The organism is Hahnella aquatica (SeqCode) (genome assembly GCF_965194505.1).
Classification (GTDB): domain Bacteria; phylum Pseudomonadota; class Gammaproteobacteria; order Burkholderiales; family Burkholderiaceae_A; genus Hahnella; species Hahnella aquatica.
This window is the reverse complement of sequence record NZ_OZ239144.1, coordinates 186,709-213,708: the sequence shown is the minus strand read 5'-3', so window position 1 is coordinate 213,708 and position 27,000 is coordinate 186,709. Positions and strand designations below refer to the sequence as shown.

Annotated in this window: 20 protein-coding genes, 2 tRNA genes and 3 rRNA genes; 14 read left to right on the top strand and 11 right to left on the bottom strand. The window is 55.0% G+C overall.

Annotation, left to right across the window (positions count from 1 at the left end; translation table 11 throughout):
- Both AC8GDA_RS01110 and AC8GDA_RS01105 read left to right on the top strand, forming a co-directional pair.
- Entirely contained in the window at nucleotides 1-1,101 is a 1,101-nt protein-coding gene (locus AC8GDA_RS01110) for a porin (protein WP_506556485.1), read from the top strand.
- Between the two features lie 71 nt (nucleotides 1,102-1,172).
- Nucleotides 1,173-3,377 carry an O-linked N-acetylglucosamine transferase, SPINDLY family protein gene (locus AC8GDA_RS01105; RefSeq protein ID WP_506556484.1) on the top strand — a complete coding sequence of 735 codons (2,205 nt, stop codon included), beginning with the start codon at nucleotides 1,173-1,175 and terminating at the stop codon, nucleotides 3,375-3,377.
- Between the two features lie 34 nt (nucleotides 3,378-3,411).
- Here the strand turns inward: AC8GDA_RS01105 and AC8GDA_RS01100 are convergent, their stop codons facing one another.
- Nucleotides 3,412-4,164 carry a methyltransferase domain-containing protein gene (locus AC8GDA_RS01100; protein WP_506556483.1) on the bottom strand — a complete coding sequence of 251 codons (753 nt, stop codon included), beginning with the start codon at nucleotides 4,162-4,164 and terminating at the stop codon, nucleotides 3,412-3,414.
- A gap of 104 nt (nucleotides 4,165-4,268) precedes the next feature.
- Between AC8GDA_RS01100 and AC8GDA_RS01095 the strand changes: the two genes are divergently transcribed.
- The 5 genes from AC8GDA_RS01095 (at nucleotide 4,269) to AC8GDA_RS01075 (ending at nucleotide 9,187) form a co-directional block, all read left to right on the top strand.
- Nucleotides 4,269-4,865: an acyloxyacyl hydrolase gene (locus AC8GDA_RS01095; protein ID WP_506556482.1), complete on the top strand. Its 597-nt coding sequence runs from the start codon at nucleotides 4,269-4,271 to the stop codon at nucleotides 4,863-4,865.
- Between the two features lie 119 nt (nucleotides 4,866-4,984).
- A complete protein-coding gene (locus tag AC8GDA_RS01090) occupies nucleotides 4,985-5,818 on the top strand; it encodes a class I SAM-dependent methyltransferase (RefSeq protein ID WP_506556481.1) in 834 nt (277 codons plus the stop codon).
- The gene (locus tag AC8GDA_RS01085) at nucleotides 5,815-6,630 is read left to right on the top strand and encodes a glycosyltransferase family 2 protein (protein WP_506556480.1); all 816 of its coding nucleotides are present in this window, start codon (nucleotides 5,815-5,817) and stop codon (nucleotides 6,628-6,630) included. The genes AC8GDA_RS01090 and AC8GDA_RS01085 overlap by 4 nt, the downstream gene beginning before the upstream one ends.
- The gene (msbA, locus tag AC8GDA_RS01080; RefSeq protein ID WP_506556479.1) at nucleotides 6,627-8,390 is read left to right on the top strand and encodes a lipid A export permease/ATP-binding protein MsbA; all 1,764 of its coding nucleotides are present in this window, start codon (nucleotides 6,627-6,629) and stop codon (nucleotides 8,388-8,390) included. The genes AC8GDA_RS01085 and msbA overlap by 4 nt, the downstream gene beginning before the upstream one ends.
- The gene (locus AC8GDA_RS01075) at nucleotides 8,387-9,187 is read left to right on the top strand and encodes a glycosyltransferase family 2 protein (protein ID WP_506556478.1); all 801 of its coding nucleotides are present in this window, start codon (nucleotides 8,387-8,389) and stop codon (nucleotides 9,185-9,187) included. The genes msbA and AC8GDA_RS01075 overlap by 4 nt, the downstream gene beginning before the upstream one ends.
- Before the next feature lie 965 nt (nucleotides 9,188-10,152).
- Here the strand turns inward: AC8GDA_RS01075 and AC8GDA_RS01070 are convergent.
- Together AC8GDA_RS01070 and AC8GDA_RS01065 are read right to left on the bottom strand one after the other, a co-directional pair.
- Nucleotides 10,153-10,923, bottom strand: coding sequence for a glycosyltransferase family 2 protein (locus AC8GDA_RS01070; RefSeq protein WP_506556477.1), 771 nt, complete (start codon nucleotides 10,921-10,923; stop codon nucleotides 10,153-10,155).
- A gap of 53 nt (nucleotides 10,924-10,976) precedes the next feature.
- Nucleotides 10,977-11,750: an O-antigen ligase family protein gene (locus AC8GDA_RS01065; protein ID WP_506556476.1), complete on the bottom strand. Its 774-nt coding sequence runs from the start codon at nucleotides 11,748-11,750 to the stop codon at nucleotides 10,977-10,979.
- A 466-nt stretch (nucleotides 11,751-12,216) separates the two neighbouring features.
- Between AC8GDA_RS01065 and AC8GDA_RS01060 the strand changes: the two genes are divergently transcribed.
- Nucleotides 12,217-13,353 (top strand): glycosyltransferase family 4 protein, encoded by a 1,137-nt coding sequence (locus AC8GDA_RS01060; protein WP_506556475.1) that lies wholly within the window; start codon nucleotides 12,217-12,219, stop codon nucleotides 13,351-13,353.
- Nucleotides 13,354-13,413: 60 nt separating this feature from the next.
- Here AC8GDA_RS01060 and rrf read toward each other — a convergent pair.
- From rrf to AC8GDA_RS01035, 5 genes are all read right to left on the bottom strand, one after another.
- Nucleotides 13,414-13,526 (bottom strand): 5S ribosomal RNA (gene rrf, locus AC8GDA_RS01055).
- A gap of 116 nt (nucleotides 13,527-13,642) precedes the next feature.
- A 23S ribosomal RNA gene (locus AC8GDA_RS01050) occupies nucleotides 13,643-16,518 on the bottom strand.
- Between the two features lie 251 nt (nucleotides 16,519-16,769).
- Nucleotides 16,770-16,845: transfer RNA gene (locus AC8GDA_RS01045), tRNA-Ala, on the bottom strand.
- 23 nt (nucleotides 16,846-16,868) lie between these two features.
- Nucleotides 16,869-16,945, bottom strand: a tRNA-Ile gene (locus AC8GDA_RS01040).
- A 51-nt stretch (nucleotides 16,946-16,996) separates the two neighbouring features.
- Nucleotides 16,997-18,527, bottom strand: a 16S ribosomal RNA gene (locus AC8GDA_RS01035).
- The 16S, 23S and 5S rRNA genes sit together here with 2 tRNA genes alongside, the layout of an rRNA operon.
- 481 nt (nucleotides 18,528-19,008) lie before the next feature.
- Here AC8GDA_RS01035 and rfbB point away from each other — a divergent pair.
- The 5 genes from rfbB to AC8GDA_RS01010 are packed head-to-tail and all read left to right on the top strand — an operon-like array spanning nucleotide 19,009 to nucleotide 23,631.
- Nucleotides 19,009-20,193, top strand: a complete 1,185-nt coding sequence (rfbB, locus tag AC8GDA_RS01030) for a dTDP-glucose 4,6-dehydratase (protein ID WP_506556474.1) — start codon at nucleotides 19,009-19,011, stop codon at nucleotides 20,191-20,193.
- Nucleotides 20,190-21,089 (top strand): glucose-1-phosphate thymidylyltransferase RfbA, encoded by a 900-nt coding sequence (rfbA, locus tag AC8GDA_RS01025; RefSeq protein WP_506556473.1) that lies wholly within the window; start codon nucleotides 20,190-20,192, stop codon nucleotides 21,087-21,089. Before rfbB ends, rfbA begins: the two co-directional genes overlap by 4 nt.
- Nucleotides 21,090-21,095: 6 nt before the next feature.
- The gene (gene rfbC / locus AC8GDA_RS01020) at nucleotides 21,096-21,659 is read left to right on the top strand and encodes a dTDP-4-dehydrorhamnose 3,5-epimerase (protein ID WP_506556472.1); all 564 of its coding nucleotides are present in this window, start codon (nucleotides 21,096-21,098) and stop codon (nucleotides 21,657-21,659) included.
- Nucleotides 21,656-22,831, top strand: a complete 1,176-nt coding sequence (rfbD, locus tag AC8GDA_RS01015; protein ID WP_506556471.1) for a dTDP-4-dehydrorhamnose reductase — start codon at nucleotides 21,656-21,658, stop codon at nucleotides 22,829-22,831. The genes rfbC and rfbD overlap by 4 nt, the downstream gene beginning before the upstream one ends.
- A 50-nt stretch (nucleotides 22,832-22,881) precedes the next feature.
- Nucleotides 22,882-23,631, top strand: coding sequence for a YdcF family protein (locus tag AC8GDA_RS01010; RefSeq protein ID WP_506556470.1), 750 nt, complete (start codon nucleotides 22,882-22,884; stop codon nucleotides 23,629-23,631).
- Here the strand turns inward: AC8GDA_RS01010 and trpC are convergent.
- From trpC to mltA, 3 genes are read right to left on the bottom strand one after another with little or no spacing between them, the layout of a single operon-like run.
- Nucleotides 23,628-24,536 carry an indole-3-glycerol phosphate synthase TrpC gene (gene trpC, locus AC8GDA_RS01005; protein WP_506556469.1) on the bottom strand — a complete coding sequence of 303 codons (909 nt, stop codon included), beginning with the start codon at nucleotides 24,534-24,536 and terminating at the stop codon, nucleotides 23,628-23,630. The genes AC8GDA_RS01010 and trpC overlap by 4 nt on opposite strands.
- Entirely contained in the window at nucleotides 24,533-25,711 is a 1,179-nt protein-coding gene (gene trpD, locus AC8GDA_RS01000) for an anthranilate phosphoribosyltransferase (protein ID WP_506556468.1), read from the bottom strand. The genes trpC and trpD overlap by 4 nt, the downstream gene beginning before the upstream one ends.
- A 10-nt stretch (nucleotides 25,712-25,721) precedes the next feature.
- The gene (gene mltA, locus AC8GDA_RS00995) at nucleotides 25,722-26,777 is read right to left on the bottom strand and encodes a murein transglycosylase A (protein ID WP_506556467.1); all 1,056 of its coding nucleotides are present in this window, start codon (nucleotides 26,775-26,777) and stop codon (nucleotides 25,722-25,724) included.
- Here mltA and AC8GDA_RS00990 point away from each other — a divergent pair.
- Nucleotides 26,758-26,982 (top strand): hypothetical protein, encoded by a 225-nt coding sequence (locus AC8GDA_RS00990; RefSeq protein ID WP_506556466.1) that lies wholly within the window; start codon nucleotides 26,758-26,760, stop codon nucleotides 26,980-26,982. The genes mltA and AC8GDA_RS00990 overlap by 20 nt on opposite strands.
- Nucleotides 26,983-27,000: the final 18 nt, after the last annotated feature.

Below are 27,000 nucleotides of genomic sequence, written 5' to 3'. Positions count from 1 at the left end.
ATGAAGAAGCATTTTATTGCTGCGGCCGTGGCCGCTGCGGTTGCCGTGCCTGCTGTTGCGCAGGTATCAGTGTACGGTGTGATTGACAAGGGGATCAGGGATATTGACTCCGCCAACTACAACGGCACGGCAGCCACCGTCGGGCTCGCCTCGGGCGCGTCCAACGGACAATTGTCGAGTGAGCGGATTGGGTTCCGTGGCTCAGAGGACCTGGGTGGTGGTCTCAAGGCACATTTTGTGGCTGAGGCTGCAATCGGAAGCACGGCCTTCAATCTGGGAACGGACAACGCTCGTACGCTGATCGTCGGCTTATCAGGTGGGTTCGGAACCATCAACCTCGGCCGTGACAAAACTCCCAGCCAATTGTTTGCAGAGGCCTACACGGCCGGTGCCGCGAACAACATGGTCGGTGAAGGCCTACTTTATAAAGGTTTGGAGAGTGCATCCACGCATTCGTCTTCCACTGTTGCGGGTGCGAACCTTCTCTCCGAAGCTGATCTTGAGCGAGCTAACGGCGTCACTTATATCAGCCCGAACTTCAACGGCGTCACTGCTCGCGTCATGTTTGCATCGAATGACGTAGAGACCTCACGCACCTCAAGCGGTACGATCGCGGGCCGGGATGAGTTGTCGGTCACAGATATCTCTGTTCGGTACTCTGCCGGCGGACTCGACGTAGGACTTGCGCTCGGCAGCACTGAGGAGGAATCCGGAGCCGCCGCTGCGACCAACACAGAAAACGATCTCAAGCAGTTCGGTGCGTCCTACTCGATAGGTCCTGCGAAGGTATTCCTGCAGTACGCTGACACCACCTCCAAAGGCACTAACGGTGCAACCGATCGCACTCAGGAAGTCACTCAGGCTGGAATTCAGTTGAAAACCGGCGCAAACCTGATGGTGTACGGTCAGTTGTCTGACGGGGAGGTTACAAGCGGTACAGCCAAAACGTTCGACACCAAGTCGTATCAAGTCGGCGCTCTTTACAGCCTCAGCAAGCGTACGACGGCCTACGTGATCATGGGTGAGCAGAAAAACACAAACACCTCCAATGTCACGTTGAAAGACGATGGTTTTGCGGTTGGTGTCCGCCACACGTTCTAAGTCGTTACCTCGGAAAGAGCTCGGGACACAGTCCCGAGCTCTTTTTATTTCAAACAGCGCCTAAGAAAAACTTGACCGAGCACTGTAACGACCACAACCAACTATCGAAGCTGATCGAGAGCTCTTTAATTCATCTCAGGGCTGCAAGGTATCAGCTTGCCCAAGAATGTCTCGAAGCAATCCCACAAGACGCGATGTGGGCTGAGTTGGAACGGGATCACGGTGTTTTCAGCAACCTTGCCTGGTGCTACTACAAGTTAGGTCGGTTTTCAAAAGCCATAGAGCTTTTCCAGCGTTGCAAAGCTAAGTACCCGATGTCAAACGACTTTCTCAACAACGTCGCCTTGTCATTTCGAGCCTCTGGGAAGAAAAAGGAGGCAGTCACCCTACTAAAACAGGCAGCCCGATCGCAACCAGATAACCTTCTCTATAAATTCAATCTGGCAGAGACGTATTTAGAAGCTGCAACTTACAACTTAGCTCGAAAAGAATTTGAAAGCATTCTCTCTATCTACCCCAACCATCCAGAGGTACTCATCAGCTATAGCGCTTGCTTAATTAAATTGGGTCAAAGTGATCGGGCCTCAGTGCTTTTATCAGATCTTGTTAGGTCGGACTCCCTGAATTATCGATTATGGCAAAACCTTGGCATATGCCAAGTTGAACTTCTGGATTATTCAGGAGCAGAGCGGAGTCTAGTAAAAGCTCACCAGCTAAACCCGAACTCTGATGAGATAACTTTCGCGTTGATTGACGCAAAGCTAAAAAATGCTAAGCATAAGTCTGCCTTGGACGATTGCAAAAACCTTAAGAACAAGAATCCACACGAATCAAGGTACTGGGCACTAGAAGGCGATATTCTTGCGAAGTTGGGCGACCACGAAGGATCCTCAAGCTCATTCTATACAGCAAGCAAGCTGTCAAAGACGACAGATTTTTTACTTGGCAAGGCCCTCCATCAGAATATGCGCGCTTGCTCCTGGGCGACTTACCAGGATAATCTCGATGCGCTATTAAAAATGGTCAATAAAGGTAGAAAAGTTGCCGAGCCGTTTGGATTTCAAGCGCTCTGCCAATCAGAGCACCTTCTAAAAACCTGCGCGACGCTATATTACGATGCAAACTGGCCATCAGCGAAACAGCATTTATTCGTGAGAAAAAAAGTAAATGAAAAAATAAAGGTTGCTTATATAATTGGAGAGTTCAGGCAGCACGCAACCGCTCTGCTTCTTGTAGGCGTGATCGAGTCTCATAACAAGAGTCAATTCAGTGTTTATGCGCTTGACAACGGTTTCGATGATAACTCACCACTAAGGAAACGACTTAACGAAGCTTTTGACAAAACATTTTTCATTGGCCAGAGCTCAGACGACGCAGTATTGAAGTTATGCAAGGATCTGGAGATTGATATTGCAGTAAATCTAAATGGATTTTTCGGCGAAGGTCGAAACGGTGTATTTTCAAAAAGGGTGGCCCCGATTCAGATTAACTACTTGGGTTTTCCAGGGACACTTGGATCTTCTTCCATGGATTATATAATTGCAGACTCTGTTGTAGTACCAAGAGCATCTGCAATACACTACTCGGAGAAGATAATATGGCTGCCAGATTGCTACCAGCCCAATGACCGGCAGAGAACCAAGGAGCGTGTTCACTTCGCAAACCGTCCAAAACCGAGGCAGGTGCTATTTGGATGTCTCAATAATAACTACAAAATAACTCCAGAGATATTCAAGTGTTGGATGAAAATTCTGTCCTCAGTGCCCGGCTCTAAGCTTAAGCTTCTCTCTGACAACGAACAGGCGAAAAAAAATCTGACTCAAGAAGCAAAGAATCTCGATGTGAATCCTGACAGACTTGTGTTTGTCTGTCGCACGTCCTATGATCACTATCTGCTTGAACTGGCTGAACTTGACCTCTTTCTCGATACATTTCCGTATAACGCCCACACCACCGCCAGTGATGCGCTATGGGTTTCAGTTCCCATATTGACACTCGAGGGCTCGACATTCCCTAGTAGAGTTGGTAAGAGCCTTTTGCGGACGCTCGGTATGGAGCATATGGTTACCCGAAGCTATCAGGCCTACATAGATTTGGCTATAAAATATGGCAGCAATTTTGAAGCGCTTGATGAATTGCGATTCGATGTAAACGAGAGAGTCGATAGTTCTTCGCTTTTTGATTGCCGAGCATATTGTTCACACTTAGAGGAGGCTTTCCAAACAGTATATAGAAGATACGCCGCTGGTAAGAGGCCAGACCATATCATTTTATAGTAAAGACCAATATTTGCCATGTCGCGAGTGGCTCTCACCTCCTGAGTGCAAACCGAATATCCCCCAATTCGGCAGAGGAAAAGTATTCAATTTTCGCGGTTGTAGCATCCGAAACAAATTTCAACATCTCAAGTGTGTTTACCTCATCAAAGACATAGAAATGGTGTATGCCTTCGCCGTCTTTTATGATTTGACGGGCATACTCTTGCGCCCTATGTCTATTATCTTTATATAGTGGGTGGTCAATTGTGTTAAGAACAATATCTAGCGCCTGTTCTATAGTGTGTTGGAAATCTTGGTCTCTATACTTTTTGATTAGAGTTTCAACAGACGTTGCATTTCTATGACAGTCATACGTAAACCTTTTGTTTGGAATTACTGCGTAAACCACCCCCCCCGGCCTGCAAACACGGAGTTGGTCAATCAAGGCCCAAATAGGGTTCGGGGTATGCTCCAGAGAATGCGAGGAAAAAACAAAATCCAACGAATTAGATTTAATCATATCAAGACCGTAGCGAGGTGCCTTGAGTTGATAAGTCGCCTTAACAAATTTCCCTCTATACAAATTCGGTAAAGGTATTTTGTCGATAATATTCTTTAGTGTTGTTTCATCATGAATGTCGGCATACTCAACAACACATCGCCCCCCAAAAGGGTACGGTGAGCTCATAGCCCCCACTTCCAAACCATTACCCACACATAAATAATGGGCGACATCGAAGGGGTTTTTCAGTAGCCGTCGAGCAATTGATTGCCTCAACTTTTTCCAAGCAGATCGCAAGGTCATCTCACTTTTTCAATAATTTTATAATTTCCAAAATGTTACCACTTCGCCTACAGGTTCATGTACACCGCCGTTAGTGAACGCGAGGAATCGCTCATTGACTTTGAGTGGAGTCCAACGTTAAAACCAGTTATCATTTACCGTTAGTAAAATTAGGGATTTTCCCAATGAACCGTAGGTTATCTTCGACGTCGCGTCTTGCCGTAATTGCTCTTGCTTACTTTTCTGTCTTTCAGGTTGCACACTCCAACGAAGTGGCGATCAGCGGCGGCGAAGGATCGGACGCAAGGGTGTACGGTGTTCAATTTGTGGCTAGCCCCGCTCTTTGGAGCAAGAAATTCTCAGACAAATGGCAAGGATCCCTGCGGGTTGAGGCGTCGATTGGAAACGTGGAGGGTAGGGGAAGCGGCGGGAGCAATTCAATCATTGTAGGTGCGTCGCCGATGTTACGCCTTACGATGGTCGACAGCCCGCTTTATGCCGAGGTGGGGATCGGCGTGAATTACTTCGACAACAAGCGGATCAACGCATCCAAAGAAATGGGCACCCACTTTCAATTCGGAGACATGCTCGGGGTGGGCGTGAGGCTCACTGCGGAACAGGTGCATCTAGGCTACAGGTTCATCCACTACTCGAACGCTGGAATCAGTTCCAGCAACCCCGGCTTGGATCTCCACATGCTCTCCCTTAAAGTTTCGTTCTAGAAGGGTCTCCCCTGACCAGCGAATGTGTTCTCTGCCGCTCTCCTCTTGAGAGGCCGGTTTCTTCGAAAGATGCGAAGAGCAAGAAGCCTCTTGATGTAAGGATGTGCTTGTCTTGCGGATTGGTTCAGCAGTCGCCACTTCCAACAGAGGACGCGCTCAGGGCCTACTATTCCCATCACTATCGAACCGACTACAAAAAGACATATCAACCCAAGAATAAGCATATCTTCCGTGCTGGCATTGCGGCAAAACAACGGATTGAGTTTCTTATCTCGGGCTTGGCTGAGCAGGGTAAGGGGCCGTCAGGCATCACACATCTCGACGTGGGCGCTGGCGGAGGCGAAGTGGTCTACGCAGCCCAGAAGCATGGGTTCGTATCAGTTGGAATTGAACCAAATCATGGGTACTCGGAGTTCGCCAGAGATGCTTACGGGATTGAGGTTCAGACACGAGAACTATCGGATGTGCCTGCCGGCAGCTATCAAGTCGTCAGCATGTTCCACGTTCTCGAACATATGCCCAACCCGAAGGCTGTGTTTGAGGCACTCTACGCACTTACCGTTCCAGGCGGGTATGCGTTGATCGAAGTACCAAACATTGAACAAGCAGATGCCTCTCCAGCCAACATATTTTTTCAGGCGCATTTGATTTACTACAGCACGGCCACCCTGCTTTTCGCTGCGGACGAGTGGTTCGCTCCCCTTCGCGTTGTCGACAACGGGAACATCAGAGTGCTCTTTGGGCGTAGAGACTTACCCAAACCGGGTGCACTCCCCCAAAGGCACACAATTGACCGCACGCTTCATCGACTTGATACAAAAGGGTGGATTGAGTATCTCTCCGTGGGTGGAGGGTGGCAGCGTCCCATCCAACGGCTTAAGAGGCTTCCTGCAGAGTTGTACGTTCGGAAGCTAACGCCAATTCAGACACTAGAGTTTTCGTTGAGCCAATGAACGTCGCGGTTGTTCTGAGCACCTACAATCGCCCCAAAGCCCTCTCACTTGTATTAAGAGGCTTGGCGAGTCAAACGGAGCAACCCACTGAGATCATCATCGCCGATGATGGATCAACAGCAGATACCCGAATACTCATCGAGTCCTTCTGTAGCAGCCTTCCCTGTATCAAGCACCTGTGGCAGCCAGACGAAGGTTTTCGCAAAACGCGCATACTCAATCAAGCCATTTGCGCATCAAAGGCAGACCTTCTTATCTTTCTCGACGGCGACTGTATCCCAATGAGCGACTTTGTCTCGTCTCATCGGATGCTTTATGAACCCAAAGTTGTATGTGCAGGTCAGAGGGTTCTGCTCAGCGCAGGATATACAAAGCGCATAGAGAGTAGTGCCAACCACAGCGGGCAGCCAAGCAGGAGTTCGCTGATGTGGCTCTACAGGTACCTTCGCGGAGACATCAACCGTATTTCACCATTCATATCGCTGCCCGATTGGGGTTGGCGGCTAAGCAAACCAAAAGACTATGCTCTCGTTCGTGGGTGCAATTTCTCGGTCTCTCGGCAAGATGCAATTAAAGTCGGAGGCTTTGAGGAGCAATTGGAGGGTTGGGGATATGAGGACTCGGAGTTCGCCATACGACTCATTAACAGTGGTCTTCGTGTCAAGAGCCTAAGGTATAGCTCACCTGTTCTACATTTATGGCATCCGGAAGCGAGTCGCGATTCCGAAGAAAAGAATAGAGCCGTCCTCAATCAAGCAATATCAAATTTCAAAACCTGTGCGCTCAAGGGCCTAGAGTATCCTGTCCAATGAGTAGCGGATCCAGCCAATCTATTGGCAAAGTTTACCGGCGATTACTCAGATACTCCCTCAAGTATTGGGTAGGCTTCGCTGTTGGCTTTGGTGCCATGCTCATCACAGCAGCCACCGAAACTGCCTTCCCCGCTCTTATGAAGCCACTGCTGGACAATGGTTTTGGGCAGCCCAGCGAGGGCTTTAACATTTGGTGGGCGCCCGTCATTGTGGTTGTTATCTTTGTTGTCAGAGGTATATCTAGCTTCACTTCCACTTATAGCATCCAATGGATCTCCAACAATGTTCTTAGGGATCTCAGATCGGAGATTTTCGGCAAGATTGTCTCGTTTCCTTGTTCACGGTTTGATCAAACCTCATCGGGCGAACTGATTTCGAAGCTGGTCTCCGAGGCACAGATCATGCTGCTGGCCGCAACCAACGTCATCACGATTCTTGTAAGGGATTCTCTTGTTCTATTAGGCTTGCTCGGATGGATGATCTGGCTTAACTGGAAGCTCACGCTCGTGATACTGCTTTTAGCTCCCCTTCTCGCGTTAATGTCGCTCTACTTTTCTCGGAGGATGCGAGGCATAAGCCACCGCTACCTGCACTTTATCGGCCAACTGACCAAGATTGTCGAAGAAGCTATCTCGGCCCAAAAAGTGATCAAAATATTTAATGGCAGGAACGCAGAGCAGGCCAAGTTCGATGTGGCGAACAATGCTTACAGAGGACAAGCGATGCGGCTTGCGGTTGCCTCCTCACTACAGTCCCCCATCAGTCAATTTATAGCAGCCATTGGTGTGGCCGTCGTTATTACGCTGGCTTTGTTTCAGTCGCGAGCGGGTGAAGCCACTGTCGGGGACTTCGTATCGTTCATTACTGCAATGCTCATGATGTTTAGCCCACTCAAGCATCTAGCGAGCATCAACGGGCAACTCCAACAGGGACTTGCTGCCTCCCAAAATGTGTTCTCAATGCTTGACCAGCCATCTGAAGTTGAGACCGGTGACAAGTTGATTGAACGCGCTGCAGGTGACATTAGGTTCGAGTCCGTTACCCTTACTTACCCATCCCGCAGTGAGCCTGCGTTGTCTGGCGTCTCCATACACATACCAGCTGGCAGTACCTGCGCTGTGGTTGGTCCAAGTGGGGGCGGAAAAACCACACTGGCACATGCCATTCCAAGACTTTACGAGATTAATCAAGGTCGTATAACAATTGACGAGATCGACACACGCTCAATCAGACTCGATTCTCTGCGCCAACAGATTTCTCTCGTCACGCAAGACATAACTCTTTTCAACGATAGCATTTTGAATAATGTGAGATATGGCCGCCCAACGGCCACAGATGCAGAAGTGCTTAACGCGATTTCGAGCGCGGCGCTCCTCGACTTCGTTGAGTCTCTTCCCCTTGGTGAAAACACAGTTATTGGCGACAACGGAGTTCAGTTGAGTGGTGGACAGCGACAACGACTTGCCATTGCCAGATCCTTTCTCAAGGATGCTCCCATTGTTATATTTGATGAAGCCACGTCCGCGTTAGACAACGAGTCTGAGCTGCTCATTCAAGAGGCCATTCACCGTCTTCGACTGGGTCGCACGACGATCATCGTTGCACATCGACTTAGCACCGTTGAGGCAGCAGACTCGATTGTTGTGATGAAGCAGGGCCGAGTTGTGCAATCAGGAACCCATAACTTGCTCATTAGTTCACCCGGTCTGTACCAGGATTTATATCGGCGCTCGACCGACACAGCCGAGGCGGCAGCATGAATGCCACCGCATCTACGCGACAGGGGCGGCGGGGGACCATAACGGCTTACATCATTGCCTACAACGAGATCGACAAGATCGAGGGGGCTATTCGCAGTGTGCTTTGGGCTGACGAAGTAATTGTCATTGACTCCCATAGCACTGATGGAACAACGGAGTTGGCTGAAGCGCTTGGCGCAAAGGTGTTTCACGTGGCCTTCGAGGGGTATGGGCCACTACGCAATGCTGCTCTGAATTTTTGCACCACTGATTGGATATTGAGTCTCGATGCGGATGAACGTTGTACCCCCGAGGTTGAAAACGAGATTTATGAGTTACTGTCGCGCGGGTCCTCGACGACTGATTATTATTTTGTTCCTCGTAAAAATTTTTTCCTTGGTCGGTGGATTCGATACTCCGGGTGGTACCCCAACTACAGGCAGCCTCAGCTGTTCAAGCGCGGATCGCTTACCTATGACACTCTTCCAGTTCACGAGGGGTATGTTGTGCACACCCAGAAGCCACCGGGGTACCTGCGTAATGCGATTCTCCAGTTTCCATTCAAGGACGTCGGTGAGGTTCTTAGAAAGGCCGATAAGTACTCTGCTTTAGGCGCGGCGAGATTGAGGGGCAGAAGTATTACAGTTTGGACCGCTTTTCTTCATGGGGCGTGGTCCTTCCTTAAGCACTATGTTTTTAAGCTTGGATGTCTTGATGGTGGGCCAGGCCTAATCATCGCTGTTGGAAATTTTGAAGGTACCTTTTACAGATATCTCCGGGCCATGGAGATCCAGAACCGGGAAGCCGATGGACGTTAAAGACGTACCGTTTTATGTCGTGTGTCCCGGGGGTGTTGAGACTGGGGGTCCCGAGGCACTTCACATGTTGGCTGGAGAACTTCGGGGCATGGGCTTGAATGCATACATTAGCTATCTACCCTTCACCCTTAAGCAAGAAGTGCCAACAAACTATCAATGTTACGGGGCTGTCGCTGGGGTTTTTGAGGATGCTGCTGACAGCGTTGTAATCATTCCCGAGGTATACCCAATGCTTGCGCTCAGGTTAAAGAGTTGTCACCGATTCCTCTGGTGGCTTTCGTTGTCCAACTACTATAGTCACAAAGGTGATTCGGCGTTGAGAGACGGGTTTCGTTATCTCAAGTCTCGTGTTCGAGCCCGTCGGCCGTGGAGACTAGAGTCACTCAGTTCGTTGGGACATCTTTCTCAGTCTGCCACTGTAGATGACCACCTCGCTCTTCACGGGTTGCACCCCTTGAGTCTATCCGACTATCTCAACCCGCTATTTCTCCAGGATGTTCCGCAAGTCAAGGGTAGGGATCGCTCAGATGTCGTCCTCTACAACGCCAAAAAGAGCGGCAAGGCTGTCGCGCTCCTTCGTCGCTTCCTTCCAGATATAAAGTTTCAGGGATTGGTAGGGTTGTCTCCTAGAGAACTTCGAGAGCTCTATAGTCGTTCAAAGATGTTTGTCGACTTTGGACCGCATCCCGGTAGGGACCGAATGCCGAGAGAGGCTGTAAGTCAGGGTTGTGCACTTATTACGGGACTTAGAGGGACCGCTTCAAATCCTCGGGATGTTCCAATACCAACGCGCTACAAGCTCAACGAGCGCGCGCCAGACTTCGTTCAACAGTTTGAGTCGGTATCTCGCGAAGTACTCCGAGCATACGATGACGTGTTCTCTCGAGATTTTGCAACGTTTCAGGCCTATACGTTGGGTGAGAGGCTTGTTTTCAGACAACAATTAAGCGAGTTTGTGCGCCAAGTTAGTTGTAGATTCGCCAATTAATTGGTTCATTGGGTTTCTTGTGGCCATGTAGGCTGAATCCCAACGAGGAAAGTTCCTCATTTTCGTAGCGCTTCAAAGCTTTCAGCTTCTTGTACTTATCCAGTTTTCGCTCCCAGAGACTTTTATTTAGCAACCTGTAGTTGTGGCGGTCTCCAAGGCCAGCCTTCTTTGTTAGGCCCCTCTCCTTCCTCATGGCATCTTGAGTGATAGAGCCATAGTGATGGATCCATGAGGAACCAACCGTGCCCATCGGTATTCCTGCTTTCTGACACTCGTCAAAGAAGATTGTGTCTTCGTAACCCAGAAGTTTTGGTGTTGCTCTGAAGTACCCAACATCTTTCCAAACACTGCTGTGTATGAGCATACAGACGGCATGCACCGAACCCAGTCGGACGGTGTTGATCGCAGCCTCTCCTCTTCGCAGAGCCTCTGCTTGGATGTCATAGTCATCGCTTCCATCTACTGTTGCGGGACATGCAATTTTCAACTGGTTCCTCTCTGCAGATTCAACAAGGCCCGTCAACCAGTTCTGGGAGACAACAATATCGTTGTTCATGACCACCGTCCACTCAGTCTGCCTCAGGAGCGCGCCCTGGTTCCAGGCTACGCCACAGCCCATATTTTGTTTGTTGCTGATTGTATGTGCCTGGGGATACCTCTGAAGAACCTCCATAGTGTCGTCGTTCGAACAGTTATCGACGACAACAACTTGGTCGAGATTTGTACCCGCAGCAACGAGGCTCGTCATGCACTTTTCTGTGTAGCTAGATTGGTTATAGCAGGCAAAGGTAATTGTGACATTCATTTTTCTGAGATGTGTTCGAGTCGCTTATCGTGATCTCTCCCAGCCAGGAAGATCGCCATAGAAACTGCAAAGAAACTAGTCGTGAAGGCAAGGCTGAATACTGCCATGCTAAAGGACGCTAGAAGAATTCCTAGAGAAAACATGCCTCCGGCAATTGCGATCGATCCAATGGTGGATTTCTTACGGAACGCGCGACGCACAAATGTGATGATGGGTACGAGCAACAGCAGTCCAGATGCGGCTGCCCCGGCGATGCCTGACCTCAGACCTTTGGTCAGAATCTCGTTATGCGGGGTATTGTGAATTGACTCCACAGCATAAAGCAGTCGTGGGTAATCTGGGAGTTGTCGTGCGACATGTTGGTAGTTTCCATCGCCGTAACCAAACAGCAGCCTCTTACTTAAAAGTAACACGCTGACCTCTAGCATGTCCAACCGAGTGGCGGCCGAGGAGGGTTGGTTTTCACTTTCTTGCCATTGTGATAATTCGATATAAATAGATGCGATCCGGTGCTGGTATCCAGGGTTAGACCAAACCAGACCAGTGCCAATCACGAATGCCGAGGCGATGGCAGGTAAGAAAGTCCGCAGTCCTTTCTCTTTGGCACCGAGAATAAGTCCGAGACAGAGGAGGCTCAGGAGTTCGAGGAAAGCGATCCTTGATTGGCTTCCCATAACGATAAGCGTTCCACAGGTAATCGACAGAGTATGTATTGCTAACATTGGCTTAGAAGATGCGCCGGTCGCAAGTTTTGCGATTGAGGGTGCCACTAGTGCGCCACAGAATAGCCCAAGGGTATTTGGATCAGATGGTGATGTGGCCCATCGGTCACCCCAGTAGTAAGACGGGTCTATGGCGAGGTGGATCAATGCGAGTGGACTCGCCATAGCCATGTATGTGATGAAGTTCCGGCTTAAGTCTAGATTGAGCCGTCTTAATAGAACGTAAATAGGAATGAAAATGAGGAGCCGCGCAGGTGCGTCTAGTTGACTTGGCGCCCACTCTTGCCTACCAAGTTGGGCGATTAAGTCAATGAGGAGTGGTGATGCGAATAACAGTGGTAGCAATCGGTCTCGATTCCATGGCCTAGAAGGCCCGTTGCCGCCTCTGTAGTTGTGTGTTGCGAATAACAGCATCAGTGACAGCAGGAATGCAACCAACGATAGCGTGGTCACCCAACTCTTGACGGTGAGAAAGCCCACGGGAATCAACAGCAAGCTCAGGCAGAATAGTTGGATGAGCAAGTCTTCGAACTTCGAGCGCCCAAGGCCAGTAGGTAGGCCTAAGGTTGAGAGTCTCAGCATCGTGATGGTTGTTCGTCGTTTCGAAGCAAGGGGCGGGATGGAGTCTTATGTGTGGTCATTGGTTCATGCATTGCTTAGGCAGGGCGTGGCGGCGTCCATTGTCACTGAGTCTGAGCAGGTCTCATTATCCCACGGTGGTTTGCTCCCCGCAGTGCAGGTAGCCCCCTCCCGTGGTGGCCCAAGTTGGTTTCGACTTTTGCGTTTTTCGTGGACGGTTGGGAAGGTTCTATCCAAGCTTCCCCCGGGGTCGGTAGTCCATTCCCACGAGCGCACATCCGTCCACCATGTCACCACTTTTCATGGCCCGCCGTTCGCGCTGATTCACACCTACCCGTTCTGGCGGCGGTGGTCCCTACGGGTGTTGGCTTACCTTTGGATGGAGCGGCGAGAGGTCTGCGCTCCGAGTGTTCTTGCGGTGGTGCCGAACTCTTCAAACATTGCATCTACATTGGCGCACTACTACCCCTGCATTGGCGGCCGGCTCCGTAGGCCCATTCCTCCCGGCGTTGAAGACTTGCCCACGCGGGCTTTTCGAGCAGTTTCCTGGGATGCTGGCGTAATCGGTTTTGTCGGCAAAGAATGGCGGCGCAAGGGGCTCGAGACGGCGCTTGCCATTTGTGCAGCCTTAACCCGCCAGCGGCCCAAACTTGTGCTGCGCATCTACGGGCCCGACCCTACTGAGATCAAGCATTTGGTTTCAGGCCATGGCTTTGCGGTGGAGTGCATGGGTTGGAAGGATGCCAAGCCCGAACTGCATGAGCTAGACCTTCTCTTGCACCCAGCACGCTCAGAACCTTACGGTATGGTGATCTCGGAAGCGATGGCGGCGCAGGTGCCCGTGGTGGTGAGTGATGCCTGTGGTGCTGCAGCAGATGTATCTGCTTCAAACGGCGTGGTGCTCCCCGTGGATTCGGCTCTGAAGAACTGGGTGAAAGCTTGCGAGGCGATGCTCTCTTTGGCAGAGGCGGTGCCTGCCTTTCGGCGAAGCTGGGATGACGTTGCTCGTGAGCACATTGCGCTTTATGAGGAGGTCGCGAAGCAGCTGGCGGCCGTGAAGCAGGGGCAATAGCAACCCACCCAAAACAAAAACCCCGACCAACTTGCGTTGACCGGGGTTTCTTTTTGAGGTGCCTGACGGTGCCCTACTTTCACGATCGAGTGATCACTATCATCGGCGCAAAGTCGTTTCACGGTCCTGTTCGGGATGGGAAGGGGTGGTTCCAACTCGCTATGGCCATCAGGCGTAACTTGGCAACAATATTGGTCTTCGTTGTGGGACGGCGACGAACCGACCCACACAGTATGTTTTTGATTTCAATCACTTCTCGAGTATGGCGTTGACTCATCAACAAAGTTATAGAGTCAAGCCGCACGGGCAATTAGTACTGGTTAGCTTCACGCATTACTGCGCTTCCACACCCAGCCTATCAACGTCCTGGTCTTGAACGACCCTTTAGGGGGCTCGAGGCCCCGGGAAGTCTAATCTTGAGACGAGTTTCCCGCTTAGATGCCTTCAGCGGTTATCTCTTCCGCACTTAGCTACCCTGCAATGCCACTGGCGTGACAACAGGTACACCAGAGGTGCGTCCATTCCGGTCCTCTCGTACTAGGAACAGGCTCCCTCAAACTTCCAACGCCCACAGCAGATAGGGACCAAACTGTCTCACGACGTTTTGAACCCAGCTCACGTACCTCTTTAAATGGCGAACAGCCATACCCTTGGGACCGGCTACAGCCCCAGGATGAGATGAGCCGACATCGAGGTGCCAAACACCGCCGTCGATATGAACTCTTGGGCGGTATCAGCCTGTTATCCCCAGAGTACCTTTTATCCGTTGAGCGATGGCCCTTCCATACAGAACCACCGGATCACTATGTCCTGCTTTCGCACCTGCTCGACTTGTCGGTCTCGCAGTCAAGCACGCTTTTGCCATTGCACTTTAGGCACGATTTCCGACCGTACCAAGCGTACCTTCGAACTCCTCCGTTACCCTTTAGGAGGAGACCGCCCCAGTCAAACTGCCTACCATGCACTGTCCCCGACCTGGATAACAGGCCAAGGTTAGAACCTCAAACAGATCAGGGTGGTATTTCAAGGTTGGCTCCACCAAATCTAGCGACCTGGTCTCAACGCCTCCCACCTATCCTACACAAACCGGTTCAAAGTCCAATGCAAAGCTACAGTAAAGGTTCATGGGGTCTTTCCGTCTAGCTGCGGGTAGATTGCATCATCACAAACACTTCAAGTTCGCTGAGTCTCAGGAGGAGACAGTGTGGCCATCGTTACGCCATTCGTGCAGGTCGGAACTTACCCGACAAGGAATTTCGCTACCTTAGGACCGTTATAGTTACGGCCGCCGTTTACCGGGGCTTCGATCAAGAGCTTGCACCCCATCACTTAACCTTCCGGCACCGGGCAGGCGTCACACCCTATACGTCCACTTTCGTGTTTGCAGAGTGCTGTGTTTTTGATAAACAGTCGCAGCCACCGATTCTCTGAGACCGCGTTTGGCTCCGGATGCACTCCTTCACCTACTAGCGGCATACCTTCTCCCGAAGTTACGGTATCAATTTGCCGAGTTCCTTCTCCTGAGTTCTCTCAAGCGCCTGAGCATATTCAGCACGCGCACCAGTGTCGGTTTGCGGTACGGTCTTGTTCAACTGAAGCTTAGAGGCTTTTCTTGGAAGCTGGGTATCACTCACTTCGAGGGCAAGCCCTCTCGTCATCACACCTCACCTAAGCCCGGCGGATTTGCCTACCAGGCACGGCTACATGCTTAAACCAGGACATCCAACACCCGGCTGAGCTAACCTTCTTCGTCCCCCCATCGCATTGAACAATGGTGCAGGAATATTAACCTGCTTCCCATCAGCTACGGTTTTCACCCTCGCCTTAGGGGCCGACTCACCCTACGTCGATGAACGTTGCGTAGGAAACCTTGCGCTTTCGGCGATAGAGCTTTTCACTCTATTTAACGCTACTCATGTCAGCATTCGCACTTCTGATACCTCCAGCATCCCTTACGAGACACCTTCGCAGGCGTACAGAACGCTCCCCTACCACGCACATAAATGTGCATCCGCAGCTTCGGTTATTGACTTAGCCCCGTTACATCTTCCGCGCAGGACGACTCGATCAGTGAGCTATTACGCTTTCTTTAAAGGATGGCTGCTTCTAAGCCAACCTCCTGACTGTCAATGCCTTCCCACTTCGTTTCCCACTTAGTCAATATTGGGGACCTTAGCTGGCGGTCTGGGTTGTTTCCCTCTTGAGTCTGGACGTTAGCACCCAGTGCTCTGTCTCCCGCGCTAATACTTCCAGGTATTCGGAGTTTGCTATGGCGAAGTAAGTCGCAATGACCCCAACAACCATTACAGTGCTCTACCCCCTGGAGCAATACGCGAGGCACTACCTAAATAGTTTTCGGGGAGAACCAGCTATTTCCGGATTTGTTTAGCCTTTCACCCCTACCCACAGCTCATCCCCTAGTTTTGCAACACTAGTGGGTTCGGTCCTCCAGCAAGTGTTACCTTGCCTTCAACCTGGCCATGAGTAGATCATCCGGTTTCGGGTCTACGCCTAGCAACTGAACGCCCTGTTCGGACTCGGTTTCCCTACGCCTTCCCTATTGGTTAAGCTTGCTACTAAACGTAAGTCGCTGACCCATTATACAAAAGGTACGCCGTCACCCTTGCGGGCTCCGACTGTTTGTATGCATATCGTTTCAGGATCTATTTCACTCCCCTCCCGGGGTTCTTTTCGCCTTTCCCTCACGGTACTTGTTCACTATCGGTCGATTACGAGTATTTAGCCTTGGAGGATGGTCCCCCCATGTTCAGACAGGATTTCACGTGTCCCGCCCTACTTGTTCGAAGCTTAGTTCCACACCAATGTTTTCACATACGGGGCTATCACCCACTACGGCCGCACTTTCCAGAGCGTTCTGTTAACAAAGATGCTAAAACTTCCAGGCTGTTCCAATTTCGCTCGCCACTACTTTCGGAATCTCGGTTGATGTCTTTTCCTCCGGCTACTTAGATGTTTCAGTTCACCGGGTTCGCCTCCACGTGCCTATGTATTCAGCACGGGATACCCTTGCGGGTGGGTTTCCCCATTCAGAAATCCTCGGATCAAAGCTTGTTTGGCAGCTCCCCGAGGCTTATCGCAGCCTACAACGTCTTTCGTCGCCTGTAATCGCCAAGGCATCCACGATATGCACTTATTCACTTGACTCTATAACTTTGGTGACGAATCACCGATTTATTTGGCTAGCTGGCCAGTTATAGATCAATTTACAACTTTGCCGATGAATATAACTACACGCGCATACTTGAGAGTTTTGTGATTAAAACAATCACATAACTGGTGAAATTTAATGCTCATCACATTAATTTCACACGAAGACCAAATTGTTAAAGAACGAGCAGCCGATACAACATTTACTGCGAAACCTGTGCGCGCCCGAGGGCGCTAACTACTAAATCTGGTGGAGGTGAACGGGATCGAACCGATGACCCCCTGCTTGCAAAGCAGGTGCTCTCCCAGCTGAGCTACACCCCCGTAAAACAGAATCGCTGCGACGGTGGTGGGTCTGGTTGGATTCGAACCAACGACCCCCGCCTTATCAAGACGGTGCTCTAACCGACTGAGCTACAGACCCAGACTAGCAGCCGATAAGCGTGAGCACTTGAGCGTTGATGCGATGCTCTAGAAAGGAGGTGATCCAGCCGCACCTTCCGATACGGCTACCTTGTTACGACTTCACCCCAGTCACGAATCCTACCGTGGTAACCGCCCTCCTTACGGTTAGGCTAGCTACTTCTGGTAAAACCCGCTCCCATGGTGTGACGGGCGGTGTGTACAAGACCCGGGAACGTATTCACCGCGACATTCTGATCCGCGATTACTAGCGATTCCGACTTCATGGAGTCGAGTTGCAGACTCCAATCCGGACTACGATCGGTTTTAAAGGATTGGCTCCCCCTCGCGGGTTGGCAGCCCTCTGTACCGACCATTGTATGACGTGTGAAGCCCTACCCATAAGGGCCATGAGGACTTGACGTCATCCCCACCTTCCTCCGGTTTGTCACCGGCAGTCTCATTAGAGTGCCCTTTCGTAGCAACTAATGACAAGGGTTGCGCTCGTTGCGGGACTTAACCCAACATCTCACGACACGAGCTGACGACAGCCATGCAGCACCTGTGTCCAGGTTCTCTTTCGAGCACTCCCACATCTCTGCGGGATTCCTAGCATGTCAAGGGTAGGTAAGGTTTTTCGCGTTGCATCGAATTAATCCACATCATCCACCGCTTGTGCGGGTCCCCGTCAATTCCTTTGAGTTTTAACCTTGCGGCCGTACTCCCCAGGCGGTCTATTTCACGCGTTAGCTTCGTTACTAAGTCAATGAAGACCCAACAACTAATAGACATCGTTTAGGGCGTGGACTACCAGGGTATCTAATCCTGTTTGCTCCCCACGCTTTCGTGCATGAGTGTCAGTCATGGCCCAGGGGGCTGCCTTCGCCATCGGTGTTCCTCCTGATATCTACGCATTTCACTGCTACACCAGGAATTCCACCCCCCTCTGCCAAACTCTAGTCCGCCAGTCACAATTGCAGTTCCCAGGTTAAGCCCGGGGATTTCACAACTGTCTTAACGAACCACCTGCGCACGCTTTACGCCCAGTAATTCCGATTAACGCTTGCACCCTACGTATTACCGCGGCTGCTGGCACGTAGTTAGCCGGTGCTTATTCTTCAGGTACCGTCAACTGCCCGAGGTATTAGCCCGAACGATTTCTTCCCTGACAAAAGTGCTTTACAACCCGAAGGCCTTCTTCGCACACGCGGCATTGCTGGATCAGGCTTTCGCCCATTGTCCAAAATTCCCCACTGCTGCCTCCCGTAGGAGTCTGGGCCGTGTCTCAGTCCCAGTGTGGCTGGTCGTCCTCTCAGACCAGCTACTGATCGTTGCCTTGGTAGGCCTTTACCCCACCAACTAGCTAATCAGCCATCGGCCGCTCCAATAGTGAGAGGTCTTACGATCCCCCCCTTTCCCCCGTAGGGCGTATGCGGTATTAATCCGGCTTTCGCCGGGCTATCCCCCGCTACTGGGTACGTTCCGATGTATTACTCACCCGTTCGCCACTCGCCGGCGCTCCGAAGAGCCCGCTGCCGTTCGACTTGCATGTGTAAGGCATGCCGCTAGCGTTCAATCTGAGCCAGGATCAAACTCTTCAGTTCAATCTCTGCAATTTTTAAAACTCAACGCTGACGAGATTTTTCTTTCGAAAAACCATACTTGTTCAACTGTTGAGCATTTGGTTTTTTGAGACTTGCATCTCAGCCCAAATGCCCACACTTATCGGCTGTTGGTTGTTAAAGAGCGTTTCGCCAGAAGCGAAGAAGCGGAATTATGACCGGCCATTTGGGGGATGTCAAATGGGTGAAACATTGGGGTGCTGAGGGCGGCCCGGGGCGGCTGAGAGCACGTTAGGGAAACCCCTCCTCGGCATGGTCGCTCCGCTCCAACATGCCTCAGAGGGGCGTCCCCAACGTGCCGGCAGCATCAACAGAGCCCCCTGGCCGACCTCAGCGATCTCCTAGCGGCAAGGGGAGGTGCGTTTGGCGAGGCATGTTGGAGCGAAGCGACCATGCCGAGACGAATGCGCCTCCCCGCGTCCACCTCTCCGGGCAGCGCGGCGAGAGCCATTACACTTCCCGCATGATTCTCGTGACCGGCGGCGCCGGCTTCATCGGCAGCAACTTCGTGCTCGACTGGCTTGCAGCCGAGGAAGAGCCCGTGGTGAACCTGGACGCCCTCACCTACGCCGGCAACGCGGCAAACCTGGCTAGCCTCTCGGGCGATGCCCGGCACACGCTGGTGGTGGGCGACATCTGCGACACGGCCCTGGTGGCTGAACTGCTGGAGACCTACCAACCAAGGGCAATCGTGCATTTCGCAGCCGAGAGCCACGTAGACCGATCCATCGAAGGCCCTCAGGCCTTTCTGCGCACCAACGTGGAGGGCACCTTCTCGCTGCTGCAGGCCACGCTCGCCCACTGGCGCAGCCTTACGGCAGGCGACCAGGCCGCATTCCGCTTCCTGCATGTCTCTACGGATGAGGTCTACGGCTCACTTGGGCCATCCGATCCAGCCTTCACCGAGACCACCCCCTACGCCCCGAACAGCCCCTACTCCGCGAGCAAGGCCGCAAGCGACCACCTGGTGCGCGCCTGGCACCACACCTATGGCCTGCCGGTGCTCACCACCAATTGCTCCAACAACTACGGGCCATTGCAGTTCCCCGAAAAACTCATTCCGCTGGTCATCACCCGGGCGCTCAATAGGGAGCCGCTGCCCATTTATGGCGATGGCATGAACGTACGTGACTGGCTCTACGTGGGCGACCACTGTGCGGCCATTCGGCGCGTGCTCGCGGCCGGCACCCCAGGCGAGGTCTACAACATTGGTGGCTGGAATGAGCGGCCGAACCTGGAGATCGTGAAGACGATCTGTGCAGTGCTCGATGAACTAAGCCCCACCACGGCGAAGGCCGCGGGTGGCCAGCACGAGCGCCTGCTTCACTTCGTGAAGGACCGCCCGGGGCACGACCGCCGCTACGCGATTGATGCCACCAAGATCCATCAAACCCTGGGCTGGAAGCCGAGCGAAACCTTTGAAACAGGCATTCGCAAGACCGTAGCCTGGTACCTCGCGAACGCCCATTGGATTGAGAGCGTACAGAGCGGCGATTATCGGGAGTGGATGACCAAGCAATATGGGGCGGCGGGGCAGGCCGCTGGAGAATCTGCTGCGGCGAGTAAAGGGTCAACACGGGGGAGTGGCGCGCAAGCAGCCACCGGAACCCCACGGGCAAGAGCCACCGCCACTGGAGCGACTCCATGAGCGGAGTGAATACACCCCGCCGCGTGGGCATCATCCTGGCGGGCGGGTCGGGCACACGCCTGCACCCGGCCACGCTGGCCGTGAGCAAGCAGCTGCTGCCGGTCTATGACAAGCCGATGGTCTTCTACCCGCTCACCACCTTAATGCTTGCGGGCATTCGGGAGTTCCTGCTGATCTCCACCCCACAAGACACGCCCCGCTTCGAGCAACTGCTTGGCGACGGCTCGCAGTGGGGCCTCTCCATTCAATACGCGGTGCAGCCCTCGCCCGATGGCCTGGCTCAGGCATTTCTCATTGGGGAGGACTTCATCGCAGGCCGACCCAGTGCCCTCATTCTTGGGGACAACCTGTTCTATGGCCACGACCTCGGCCCAGACCTCACCCGGGCGGCAGCGCAGACCGCTGGGGCCACGGTCTTTGCCTACCCGGTGACGGACCCACAGCGCTACGGTGTGGTCGCCTTCAATGAGGCCGGGCGGGCGATCTCACTCGAGGAAAAGCCGAGCAAGCCACAGAGTCGCTACGCAGTGACGGGCCTCTATTTCTACGACGAGCAGGTGGTCGGTCTTGCCAAAGGGCTCAAGCCCTCGCCGCGTGGCGAACTCGAGATCACTGACCTGAATCGGCTCTACCTGGAGCAGGGCGCCCTCACGGTGGAAGTGATGGGCCGCGGCCAGGCCTGGCTCGACACCGGCACCCACGAAAGCCTGCTAGAGGCCGGCCAGTTCATCCAGACCATCGAGAAGCGACAGGGCCTGAAGGTGGCCTGCCCCGAGGAGATTGCCTGGCGCCAAGGCTGGATTGATGCCGCTGCACTCGAGCGCCTGGCCCAGCCACTGATTAAGAGTGGGTATGGCCAGTACCTGATGGGCCTGCTCTCCGATCGGGTGTTCTAAGTTGCCATGAAGATTCAAGCCCTGGGCCCCTTCTCGGATGTCTTGCTCATCACGCCGCGCGTGTTCGGAGACGACCGCGGCTTTTTCTTTGAGAGTTTTCATGCGCAAGCCATGGCGCAGGCCGGCATCACCGAGGCCTTCGTGCAAGACAACCACTCACGCTCCAACAAGGGGGTGCTGCGCGGCATTCATTTCCAGCATCCACCCCATGCGCAGGCCAAGCTGGTGCGTGTGGCACGCGGCCGCGTGTTTGATGTGGCCGTAGACCTGCGCAAGGGCTCGCCCACCTTTGGGCTGTGGGCGGGCTGCGAACTCTCCGACCGAGACCATCAGCAGCTCTACATTCCTGCCGGCTTTGGCCATGGCTTTCTGGTGCTTGAAGACCAGACAGACTTTCTCTACAAGACCAGCGACTTCTACAAGCCCAGCAGCGAGGGCGCCGTGGCCTGGAACGACCCAGACCTGGCCATCGACTGGCCATTCGCGGACCACGGCATTGCTACGCCACTGCTTTCCGACAAAGACCAACAGGCCCCGCTGCTCAAAGACGCCAGCCTGCCCACGCCATGACCCAGCCGTTGCGGGTGCTGGTCTTGGGCGCATCCGGCCAAGTGGGGCATGCCCTGACAGCGCTGGACGGGCAGTGGCTGAGGCCGGCGAAAAGAGGGGAGAGAAGAGAGGCGAGGGAGTCGCAGCGTGTCGCCCTGACTCCGGGCTCCACAGCTGGCCCGCGCACTCTGAAAGTAGTCGGACTCACTCGCCATGAAGCGGACCTGGCGAGCCCGCTGTTTGCGCAGCAACTGCGCGCGGCACTCGCCACCCACAACCCCACGCATGTGATCAACGCAGCCGCCTATACATCGGTGGACCGGGCCGAGGTGGAGCCTGGGCTCGCACAGGCCATCAACGCAACTGCGGTGGAGACCCTGGGGCAGGTCTGCAAGGCGGCGGGCGTGCCGGTCATTCACCTCTCAACAGACTATGTCTTTGATGGCCGCAAGCCCGTGGGACAGGCCTACACACCCGATGACGCCGTGAGCCCACAGTGCGTCTACGGCCGCACGAAGGCCGAGGGCGAGGCGCGACTGATGGCGGCCACGCAGGGCCACCCCGCACTGGTCTTTCGAACCAGTTGGGTCTTCTCGGCCCACGGCAGCAACTTCGTGAAGACCATGCTGACCCTGGCCGAGCAGCGAGATGAGCTTCGTGTGGTGAACGACCAGCATGGTGCGCCCACCAGCGCCGAGTGGATTGCGCAGAGCCTCTTGAAGGTCTGCGCGCAGTGGCCAGCTGCGCGGAATGAAGGGCCAGCGCTGACAGGGCCGGCACTCCGAGGCATCTTCCACCTCACAGCCGGCGGTGAGACCACTTGGCATGCATTTGCCCAGCACTTGTTGGCCGAAGCGCGTGCGATCGCGCCTTCGAGGCCTTGGCGCATTCAATCGAACGACCAGGTGCTTGCTGTGAGCACCGCAGCGTACGAACAAGGCATGCGGGCCAGTGGCCGCAACGCACCCATGGCACCCCGGCCCGTGAACTCTGTTCTCGACAACAGCAGCACCATGGCCACCTTCCAATTGGGTGGTCCTTTGGAGCCCTCGTCTGGCGTTGCGACAAGGGCAGGCGAGCAGCGCTTGCCCGGGGGCGACTCGCCCGTTATGCCAGTCGCCGTAAAAGATCGCCCGGGCTGGCCGAGCCAACTGCGCCCGGTGCTGCAAGCCTTGCTCACCCCCGGCAGCTGATGCCACCCCACATCACCCCACATCACCCCACACCACCCCACACCTTGCCCATGATCTATCTGCACAAACTCCTGCCACTTTTGGTCTCACCCTTGGCCTTGGTGATGCTGCTCATGCTCTGGGGCGTGCTGCGTCGCTCTCGGGGGCCGATGATTGCGGCACTCGCCGTGCTCTGGATTTTCTCCACCCCCGTGGTCTCGAATGCCTTGTGGCGAGCAGTAGAGGGCCACACGGTGCGCACCCATGCAGCCAGCCTTCCACAGGCCGATGCCATTGTGATTCTTAGCGGCATGCTGCTCAGCCCACCCGCCGAGGACCCCGCCATTTTTGAATGGGGGGACCCAGACCGTTTCTTCGGAGGGCTTGAAGCCCTGGCGGCCGGGAAGGCCCCCGTGCTGGTCTTCACGGGCGGCAAGCTGCCGTGGGAGTACGAAGGGTTCAATGAGGGGCAGCGCCTGCAGCAGACGGCCCACCGGCTGGGCGTTTCACCTGAGCGCACGCTGCTCACGGGCGATGTGGAAAACACCGAACAAGAGGCCAAGGCGGTTCGAGCGCTATTGCCCCCCGAGCAGCAGAAAATCATTCTCGTGACGTCTGCCTTTCACATGCACCGGGCCCAGCGCCTCTTTGAGGCCGAGCGGTTCATCGTGACGCCGTATCGGGTGGACTTCAAAGTGCCGCAGCAAAAGGGCACTGTCATGGACCTGCTGCCCTCAGCGCATGCGTTTTGGCGTGCATCCGAGGCTGTGAGGGAGTGGCTGGGCCGCCTCTACTACGAGCTCAAACTGGCGCTTCGCTAACTGTCTTCTTGCGGCGCAAACGCCCGGAATAGGGCCTGCAGAGCCTGGCCAGGGTCGGGCTGGCGCATCATGGCTTCGCCCACCAGAAACGCATGCACACCGTGGTCTTGCATGAGCTGAACATCCAAGGCCTGCAGAATGCCGCTCTCCGTCACCAAGAATTTCTCGGGCGGCACCCGCTCGAGCAGGTCGATGGTGGTACGCAGCCGAGTCTCGAAGGTGTGCAGGTTGCGGTTGTTGATGCCCACCAGCGGCGTGCGAAGTTTTAGGGCGCGGTCGAGTTCATCACCGTCATGCACCTCCACCAAGACATCCATGCCCAAGGCCATCGCGGTGGCCTCGAGCTCCTGCATCTGGCTGTCGGCCAGGGCGGCCACAATGAGCAGCACGCAGTCCGCACCCCAGAGGCGCGCCTCGAAGACCTGGTAGGGGTCCACGATAAAGTCTTTGCGCAGCACTGGAATCGCACAGGCCGCGCGCGCGGCGCGAAGGTCCTCCGGTGAGCCTTGGAAGTAATCGCGGTCCGTGAGAACCGACAGGCAGGCTGCGCCAGCGGCCTCATACTGGGCGGCAATCTCGGCGGGGTCGAACCGCTTGCGAATCACACCCTTGGAGGGGCTTGCCTTCTTCACCTCCGCAATCACGGCAGGCAGTCCCTGTTTTCGCTTGTCTTGCAGTGCCCGCAAGAAACCCCGTGGCGCACCCCGTGCGCCGGAATCCCCCGCTGTATCGGAGACCTCGGACGCTGAAGAGGCGTCGGGCGCATCAGACACCGCAATCGCAGCCTTCACCTCAGCCTCGATCTGGGCCAACGAACACACTGCCTTGGCGGCCGCCACCTCTTGAGCCTTGGTGGCCAGAATGGCTTTGAGGATGTCTGCGCCCTGGGGCGCGGCAGCGCTCATCTCGCGCCCTTCGCGCCAGCGGCCTGGGCTGGCTGACCGCCCTGCACCGACTGTGTGAACTCAACAAAGGCATCGAGCTTGGCCTTGGCCGCACCACTCTCCAACGCCGCCTTGGCCTGACGAATGCCATCGGCCAAGCTACTCGCCACATCGGCTGCCCACAAGGCCGCACCGGCATTCATCATCACGATGTCGCGCGCAGGGCCGGGCTCATTCTTCAAGGCCGAAGCCATGCGGGCCTTGGCCTCCTCCAGGCTTCGGGCGCCCAGGCCTTTGTCCAAGTCCTGCACGTTGTAGGCCGGCACCCCAAACTGCTGGGCAAAGATGAGCCGCTCATGAATGTCCCCCTCGGGGGTGAGTTCGGCCACGAAGGTTTCGCCGTCGATGGCGATTTCATCCAGGCCATTGCGGGCATGGACCACCAGCACATGCTGTGAGCCCAGGCTGCGCAGCACCTCGGCCTGGGTGCGCACAAGGTCTGTGGAGAACACACCCATGAGCTGGTGCTTGGCCCCAGCCGGGTTGGTGAGTGGGCCCAGAATGTTGAACATGGTGCGCACGCCCAAGGCCTTGCGCACGGGCGCCACATGCTTCATGGCCGTGTGGTGGTTGGGCGCGAACATAAAGCCCACCCCTACCTCTCGAATGCACTGGGCCACCTGCTCGGGCGGCAGATGAATGTTGGCCCCCAGACCCTCGAGCACATCCGCGCTGCCGGTGCTCGAGCTCACGGCCCGGCCGCCATGCTTGGCCACCTTGGCGCCTGCGGCGGCAGCCACGAACATGGCCGTGGTGGAGATGTTGAAACTGTGGGCGCCGTCACCACCGGTGCCGCAGAGGTCCACCAAGTTGGGAATGTCTGCCAGGTTCACGGGCACGGGCGTGGCGAACTCGCGCATCACTTGGGCGGCCGCAGCAATCTCATCGACCGACTCGCGCTTGACGCGCAGCGCCATGAGCAGCCCGGCGAGCTGCTCAGCGGGCACCTCGCCCGACATCACCTGCCGCATGATGCCGAGCATCTCGTCTCGCGAGAGGTCTTGACGGGCCACGATCTGGGTGAGGGCCTGCTGAATACTCAGCGCGGCACCAGAGGCTGTGCTGGAGGCCGAGTTGAAGGCTGAGGCCGCGGGCGGGCTTGCGGACGAACCGGGGGTTGAGGGCTGGGATGTCATGCCTCGGATTCTACCGAGGCAGCAGCACCACCATCTCGCCAGGGGCCTTCATGCGGCCCGCCACCGCACCGGCCTCGGGCCCAGAGCCGAAGAAGAAATCCGCCCGGTGCGGGCCCAGAATGGCCGATCCCGTGTCTTGGGCCATGACCAGTCGGCGCGTGGGGCCACCGGGCAATTGCGTGCTCAGGAACACGGGCAGGCCGAGCGACACATAGCGTGGGTCCAGTGCAATCGAGCGGCCTGCGGTGATCGGCACACCCAATGAGCCAATGGGGCCATCAGCGGGGTTGGTGCCTGACGGCAGCTCCCGGAAGAAGATCATGCTGGGGTTCTGGTGAAGGAGTTCATCCCGACGATGCGGGTTGGCGGCCAGCCAACGCTGAATGCCTTGCATGCTGGCCTGCGAGAGGGTGAGCTCACCCTGCTCCACGAGCCAGCGGCCAATGGATCTGTAAGGGTGACCATTCTGGTTGGCATAGGCCAGGCGCACCACCGAGCCATCTTCGAGCACCACACGGCCCGAACCCTGCACCTGCAGAAAGAAAGCCTCCACGGGGTCTTCCACATACAAGATCTCCAGGCCCTTCAAGAGCCCTTGGGTCTCGAGCTCACCGCGCGTGGGGTACGGCACCACCGTCTCGCCCTGCGGGGTCTGAATGAGGCGGCCGCGCAGGCGGTACTTGCGAAGTTCGGGGTAGGGGCCGTTGAGGTCCACCGTGACGAGGTCTGGTGGAGGCCGATAGAGCGGTGTGTTGAAGCGCTCGGAAAGGGTGCGTGATCCTCTGAGCTCGGGCTCGTAATAGCCGGTGACCGTGTTCTGGCGGCCGCCACCAGAGGCCTTGGGGTCACGCAGGCGGTGGGGCACAAACTCGGTCTCAAAGAAACTACGAATGGCCTGGCCGTCGTCGGCCGGCACCATCTGCGCGCGGGCGCACAGGCGTGCAAAGGGCTCACCGCGCTTGGGCAGCACGGTGCAGCCCCGCATCCAGGCGGGCCAAGCCTCGGCCACGGCATCCTCGTCCCAGCCCTCCACCTGCGAGAAGGCAATGGGCTCGAACAGCCCCATGGTGGGCTCGGGACTGGCAGCGGAAGTGGAACCAACTGGCCCGGCCAGGGCCATACCCATCATCAAGGCCATCGTCGCCGTGACAAACTTCACGTATCGTTTCGGAAAGGACAAAAGCACCATGTGGCTGATTCTGGTTGAAGCCGGCGTTGCACTGGCCCTGCTCATTGGATTGGTGGTCTGGACCATGCGCGGCAAAAAATAAAAAAGACGTTGGGAGGAA

Coding starts and splice junctions, on each gene's coding strand:
- rfbB (WP_506556474.1), top strand. CDS start 19,009: ATGATTCTCGTGACCGGCGGCGCCGGCTTCATCGGCAGCAACTTCGTG.
- AC8GDA_RS01075 (WP_506556478.1), top strand. CDS start 8,387: ATGAATGCCACCGCATCTACGCGACAGGGGCGGCGGGGGACCATAACG.
- AC8GDA_RS01010 (WP_506556470.1), top strand. CDS start 22,882: ATGATCTATCTGCACAAACTCCTGCCACTTTTGGTCTCACCCTTGGCC.
- mltA (WP_506556467.1), bottom strand. CDS start 26,777: ATGGGGCTGTTCGAGCCCATTGCCTTCTCGCAGGTGGAGGGCTGGGAC.
- trpD (WP_506556468.1), bottom strand. CDS start 25,711: ATGACATCCCAGCCCTCAACCCCCGGTTCGTCCGCAAGCCCGCCCGCG.
- AC8GDA_RS01085 (WP_506556480.1), top strand. CDS start 5,815: ATGAACGTCGCGGTTGTTCTGAGCACCTACAATCGCCCCAAAGCCCTC.
- rfbC (WP_506556472.1), top strand. CDS start 21,096: ATGAAGATTCAAGCCCTGGGCCCCTTCTCGGATGTCTTGCTCATCACG.
- AC8GDA_RS01070 (WP_506556477.1), bottom strand. CDS start 10,923: ATGACGAGCCTCGTTGCTGCGGGTACAAATCTCGACCAAGTTGTTGTC.
- AC8GDA_RS00990 (WP_506556466.1), top strand. CDS start 26,758: ATGGGCTCGAACAGCCCCATGGTGGGCTCGGGACTGGCAGCGGAAGTG.
- msbA (WP_506556479.1), top strand. CDS start 6,627: ATGAGTAGCGGATCCAGCCAATCTATTGGCAAAGTTTACCGGCGATTA.
- trpC (WP_506556469.1), bottom strand. CDS start 24,536: ATGAGCGCTGCCGCGCCCCAGGGCGCAGACATCCTCAAAGCCATTCTG.
- rfbA (WP_506556473.1), top strand. CDS start 20,190: ATGAGCGGAGTGAATACACCCCGCCGCGTGGGCATCATCCTGGCGGGC.
- rfbD (WP_506556471.1), top strand. CDS start 21,656: ATGACCCAGCCGTTGCGGGTGCTGGTCTTGGGCGCATCCGGCCAAGTG.
- AC8GDA_RS01110 (WP_506556485.1), top strand. CDS start 1: ATGAAGAAGCATTTTATTGCTGCGGCCGTGGCCGCTGCGGTTGCCGTG.
- AC8GDA_RS01060 (WP_506556475.1), top strand. CDS start 12,217: ATGAGCAAGTCTTCGAACTTCGAGCGCCCAAGGCCAGTAGGTAGGCCT.
- AC8GDA_RS01100 (WP_506556483.1), bottom strand. CDS start 4,164: ATGACCTTGCGATCTGCTTGGAAAAAGTTGAGGCAATCAATTGCTCGA.